Below are 3,243 nucleotides of genomic sequence, written 5' to 3'. Positions count from 1 at the left end.
CCACGACCCGGTCGGCCGCCGTTTCCGGCCTGAGGGTGAGATCGAGGGCCACCCGCCGCCGCCGGTGGAAGGCCCGGCTGACGGCGAGGGCCCGGCGCAACAGCCGCTGGCGCGAGGCAGGCATGGCCGCCAGGGCGTCCTCGAAACCGGAGAGCAGGGCCTCCCACAGCCGCGGCACGCTGATCAGGTACTGGGGCCGGACCTTCTGCAGATCGGAGCGCAGCTGCTTGAGGGTGGTGTAGGTCTGGCGGCAGCCGCAGCTGAGCAGGAAGTACTCGGCGGTGCGTTCGTAGGCATGCCAGATCGGCAGCACGGAGAGCACGTGATCGCCAGGGCTCGGCGACACGGCCACCCCCAGGGTGCGCAGCTGGTGCAGCAGGTTGGCGTGGCTCAGCGGCACCCCCTTGGGCTGGCCGGTGGTGCCGGAGGTGTACAGCAGCGTGGCCAGCCGCCCGGGGCCCCCTGTGGGGAAGGGCGGCAGCGGGCTGGCGGCGCCGCGCTGCAGCAGGTCGTCCCAGGTGAGGCAGGGGAGCGGCAGGGGAACCGCCGGGGCCTCCCCCTCCAGCAACACGATGAAGCGCAGCCGTTGCAGGGCCGGCCCGTCGAGGGCCAGCCGCTCCAGCAGGGCGGCCGATTCGAGCACCGCCCCCACCGCGCCGGCGTCCTCGAGGATGTAGCGCAACTCCTCGACCGGCGCCGCGCTGCCACGCACCGCATCGGCCGCCCCGGCCCGCATCAGCCCCTGGTCGGCCACCAGCCAACGGGGACCGTTTTCCGCGAACAGGGCCACCACATCGCCGGCCCCCACCCCCAGATCGGCGAAGGCCGCCGCCGCCCGGTCGATCGCCCGGCGCAGCTCCCCGTAGCGCAGCGTCTCCGGATGGCGGCTGTGGGGGGCCTCCAGGGCCACCCGGGGACCATGCAGGCGCTCCAGTTCCGGCCAGAGGCCCTCGAGTCCCTCGAGCCGGCTCCAGTCGGCGCGACCGTCCAGGGCCCGGCGGTCCCGGGGGCTGCCACTCCAGTGGATCTCGGCTCTGGCGTCCATGGGCGGCCGGGGTGGCGAACGGGAGGTCAGGATTCTCCCAGTCCCGACCGGTCTCCCCCCTCCCCCAGGCCGGCCAGTCCCTCCTGTGGCCACGGCGGCCGCAGGACCAGCCCGAAGCGGCGGGCGAAGGCCGCCAGCAGCAGCGGGGCCACCTGCTCGGGGGTGAGGGAAGGCCGCCAGTCCACCAACCGACCCACCGGCCGGTCGGAGAGCCCGCAGGGAATGATCGCACCGAAGCCCTCCAGGGGGCAGTCGACGTTCAGGGCCAGGCCGTGCTGGCTGATCCAGCGCCGGGCGCCGACCCCGATCGCCGCCAGCTTGCGCCCCTCCAGCCAGACCCCGGTGAGGCCCTCGATCCGCTCCCCCTCCAGCCCCAGCTCCTGCAGCACGGCGAGCACCACGTCCTCAAGGGCCCGCAGATAGAGGTGCAGGTCGCCGCCATGGCGCTGCAGGTCGAGCACCGGATAGAGGACCAGCTGGCCGGGCAGGTGGTGGGTGACCTCCCCGCCGCGGTCGATGCGGTGCAGCGGCAGGGGCGGATCGGCCGGATCGAAGCCGAGGTGCTCAAGGCTGGCCCCCCGGCCCAGGGTGTAGCAGGGGGTGTGCTGCAGCAGCAGCAGGGCGTCGGGCACGGAGGGATCGTCGAGCCGGCGTCGCTGCAGGCGGCGCTGCCACCCCCAGGCCAGCGGGAAGGGCACCGGCGAGCGGGCTTCAAAAAGAATTGCGGGAGTGTTGGGGGCCATGCAGCGGCGTTCCTAGCTTGAGCTTGTCCCAGAGCCAGAATTCCTCTGGAGGCAGGCACCCGAATGAAACTGCTGATCCACGGCCGCAATCTCGACGTCACACCGGCGATCAGGGAGTACACCGAAACCAAGCTCAACCGCGCCATCAGCCACTTCGATGGCATCGTCAAGGAAGCCGACGTTCACCTGTCGGTGGCCCGCAATCCCCGTGTGCCGCAACAGACGGCGGAAGTCACGGTCTTCGCCAACGGGGTGGTGATCCGGGCCCAGGAACGCAGCGAAAACCTCTACGCCAGCATCGATCTGGTGGCCACCAAGCTGAGCCGCCAGCTGACCCGCTACAAGGACCGGCTGCAGCAGCGCAGCCAGGGCCCTGTGCACCGCTCCGCCGCCGCCGAGGAAGCCGGAGCCGCCACCCTGCCCAACCCCGGGGGCTCCCTCACCGATGGCCTCGAGCCCGCGGTGCCCCACCGCGGCGTGCGCCGCAAGTACTTCGCCATGCCGGCGATGGACCTGGAGGAGGCCCTGCATCAGCTGGATCTGATCGATCACGACTTCTACATGTTCCGCGACGCGGCCACGGGCCAGATCCAGGTGGTCTACCGCCGCAACCATGGCGGATTCGGCGTCATCCAGGCCCGTGACACCTGAGCGGGAGCCCGAACGGCCCGACCTCGCCCCCCTGATCGACCACGCCCTGCTGGATCCCCACCGGGGCCGGGAGGCCATCCTCCGCTGCTGCGATGAGGCCCGCCACTTCGGCTTCGCCGGGGTGTGCGTGGCCTCTCGCTGGCTGCCGGTCGCCCGTGAGCGGCTGCCGCTCGACGGGGCGGTAAAGCTGGTCGCCGTGGTGGGGTTCCCCTTCGGGGCCATCCCGGCGGCGATCAAACGGGCCGAGGCGGAGTGGGCCGCCGCCGCCGGTGCCGACGAACTCGACGTGGTGCCGGATTTCGGCGCCCTGGCCGATGGCGACGGCACCGCCGTGCTCGACGACCTGGCGGCCATCACCGACCTGGGCCTGCCGGTCAAGGTGATCCTGGAGATGGGCCGCCTCGACGCTGAGGCCCTGGAGCTGCTGGTGGAGATCAGCATCGATGCGGGTGCGCGCCACCTCAAGACCGGCAGCGGCTTCGGCCCACCGGTGACCCCGGAGCAGGTGACCCGGTTGGTGGCCCTGGCCAGGGGCCGTGCCGCGGTGAAGGCCGCCGGTGGCATCGCCGATCTCGAACAGGCGCTGGACCTGGTGGCGGCCGGTGCCGGCCGGCTGGGCACCAGCCGGGGCGTGGCCCTGATGCAGGCGCTGCGCGCCGGTGCCTGAACAGCACCTGGAGGGCCTGGCCCTCACCTGCCGCCCCCTGGGGGAGCACGACCGACTGCTCACACTGCTGAGCGAGGGCGAAGGGCTCACCCGCCTGGCGGTGCCGGGGGCGCGGCGGCCGAAGAGCAGCCTGGCGG

At 72.6% G+C, this 3,243-nt stretch carries 5 protein-coding genes; 3 read left to right on the top strand and 2 right to left on the bottom strand.

Annotated elements, in window-relative coordinates; all coding sequences use genetic code 11:
- Nucleotides 1-1,045: AMP-binding protein (locus VB737_RS15890; RefSeq protein WP_500314378.1), on the bottom strand; the 1,045-nt coding region annotated here is incomplete at its 3' end.
- 26 nt (nt 1,046-1,071) lie between these two features.
- On the bottom strand, nt 1,072-1,788 hold the full coding sequence (lipB, locus tag VB737_RS15885) for a lipoyl(octanoyl) transferase LipB (RefSeq protein WP_500314376.1): 717 nt from the start codon (nt 1,786-1,788) through the stop codon (nt 1,072-1,074).
- Between the two features lie 63 nt (nt 1,789-1,851).
- Between lipB and hpf the strand changes: the two genes are divergently transcribed.
- The 3 genes from hpf to VB737_RS15870 all read left to right on the top strand — a co-directional run.
- On the top strand, nt 1,852-2,439 hold the full coding sequence (gene hpf / locus VB737_RS15880; RefSeq protein ID WP_500314374.1) for a ribosome hibernation-promoting factor, HPF/YfiA family: 588 nt from the start codon (nt 1,852-1,854) through the stop codon (nt 2,437-2,439).
- Nucleotides 2,402-3,106 (top strand): deoxyribose-phosphate aldolase, encoded by a 705-nt coding sequence (gene deoC / locus VB737_RS15875; protein ID WP_500314373.1) that lies wholly within the window; start codon nt 2,402-2,404, stop codon nt 3,104-3,106. Before hpf ends, deoC begins: the two co-directional genes overlap by 38 nt.
- A partial coding sequence (locus tag VB737_RS15870) for a recombination protein O N-terminal domain-containing protein (protein WP_500314380.1) occupies nt 3,099-3,243 on the top strand: 145 nt, incomplete at its 3' end. The genes deoC and VB737_RS15870, both read left to right, overlap by 8 nt.

Origin of the sequence: Synechococcus sp. BA-120 BA3 (assembly GCF_034931285.1) — a bacterium.
In the GTDB taxonomy this organism is placed as follows: Bacteria; Cyanobacteriota; Cyanobacteriia; order PCC-6307; family Cyanobiaceae; genus Cyanobium.
This window is presented reverse-complemented; position numbering and strand designations above follow the sequence as displayed.